The sequence below is a fragment of the Phycicoccus sonneratiae genome, from assembly GCF_016887965.1.
Classification (GTDB): Bacteria; Actinomycetota; Actinomycetes; order Actinomycetales; family Dermatophilaceae; genus Phycicoccus; species Phycicoccus sonneratiae.
Map to the genome: position 1 here is coordinate 1 of NZ_JAFDVD010000033.1, position 1,338 is coordinate 1,338.

The following is a 1,338-nucleotide window of genomic DNA, read 5'->3' on the forward strand; positions in this document are numbered from 1 at the left end:
CCGACTGACTGTGAGGATCGACAGCGCAGCCTGATGGTGCTGGGCTGTGGTCGACCGCCTCGGGTGTGACCCTCCGACTGACTGGCTTCGTGCCTTGGCCGCGACTTGTCCGCTCGGGGTGGTCGGCCCCGGCCCGGTCGGAGTGTGACTGGCCTGATCAGGAGCTTGACCAGCGGATGTATGCGCATCCGCTGTGTCCCGTCACAGTCCTGCCGTGACTCCTCCCGGACCGGACCCTTCGTCCGCTCCGAAGCCAGGAGGAACGCAATGAACAGTCTGTCCGAGATCGTCGACGTCGTCATCGGTGTCGACACCCATGTCGAGACCCACACCGCCGCCGTGGTCGATGCCCACACCGGCGCGGTGCTCGACCAGCTGACCGTGCCGACCACGCTCGAGGGGTACCAGGACCTGGTCGATCTCGCCGATGCGCACTCCGCGTTGCGGGTGTGGGCCATCGAGGGCACCGGTGGTCACGGCGCCGGCCTGGCCCGCCACCTCACCGGCAGCCAGGAGGTGGTGCACGAGCTGGACCGTCCCGAACGCGCTCGTCGACGGCACGGGGCTAAGTCGGACCCGTTGGACGCGGCGCGCGCCGCCCGCGAAGCCCTGGCCCGCCCTGTCCTGGGCACCCCGAGGGCCGGCGGGGACCGGCAGGCGCTGTCGGTGCTGCTGGCCGCCCGCTCCTCCGCGGTGGACGCTGCGACCATCGCGCAGCGTCAGCTGTTCTCCCTGGTCATCGCCGCCCCCGACCCGCTCCGCGCGAAACTGCGCGGAAAGAAGCTGCCCGAGATGGTCCGGGTCGCCGCCCGCCTGCGGGTCCACCCTGGCTGGGACACCGAGACCGCCACCACCGCGACCGTCCTGCGGACCCTGGCCCGCCGCGCACAGGTCCTCGCGCTCGAGGCCCGCGACCTCGAGAAGCAGATCCTCACCCTGGTCCGCTCCTGGCGCCCGGACCTGCTGGCCCAGCCCGGCATCGGCCCGATCGTGGCCGCCACCGTCCTGTGCGCCTGGTCCCACCCCGGCCGGGTCCGCTCCGAAGCCGCGTTCGCCATGCTCGCCGGCGCCGCACCCATCCCCGCGAACAGCGGACAGGTCACCACCCGCTACCGCCTCAACCGACACGGCGACCGCCAGCTCAACATGGCCCTGCACGTCATCGTGCTCTCCCGGCAGCGCTACCACGCCCCCACCCGGACCTACACCGAACGCCGCACCACCCAGGGAAGAACCCCCCGCGAGATCCGCCGCTGCCTCAAGCGCTACATCGCCCGCGACCTGTACCGACTCCTCGAACACGGCCCCACGCGGGCTTGACGAACCATAGGAGCGTCG

1 protein-coding gene is annotated in these 1,338 nt (G+C 71.6%); it reads left to right on the forward strand.

The window, feature by feature from the left end; translation table 11 throughout:
* The first annotated feature begins 267 nt into the window (after positions 1–267).
* Positions 268–1,320, forward strand: coding sequence for an IS110 family RNA-guided transposase (locus JQN70_RS19715; protein WP_204133101.1), 1,053 nt, complete (start codon positions 268–270; stop codon positions 1,318–1,320).
* Positions 1,321–1,338 lie beyond the last annotated feature (18 nt).

Coding starts and splice junctions, on each gene's coding strand:
- JQN70_RS19715 (WP_204133101.1), top strand. CDS start 268: ATGAACAGTCTGTCCGAGATCGTCGACGTCGTCATCGGTGTCGACACC.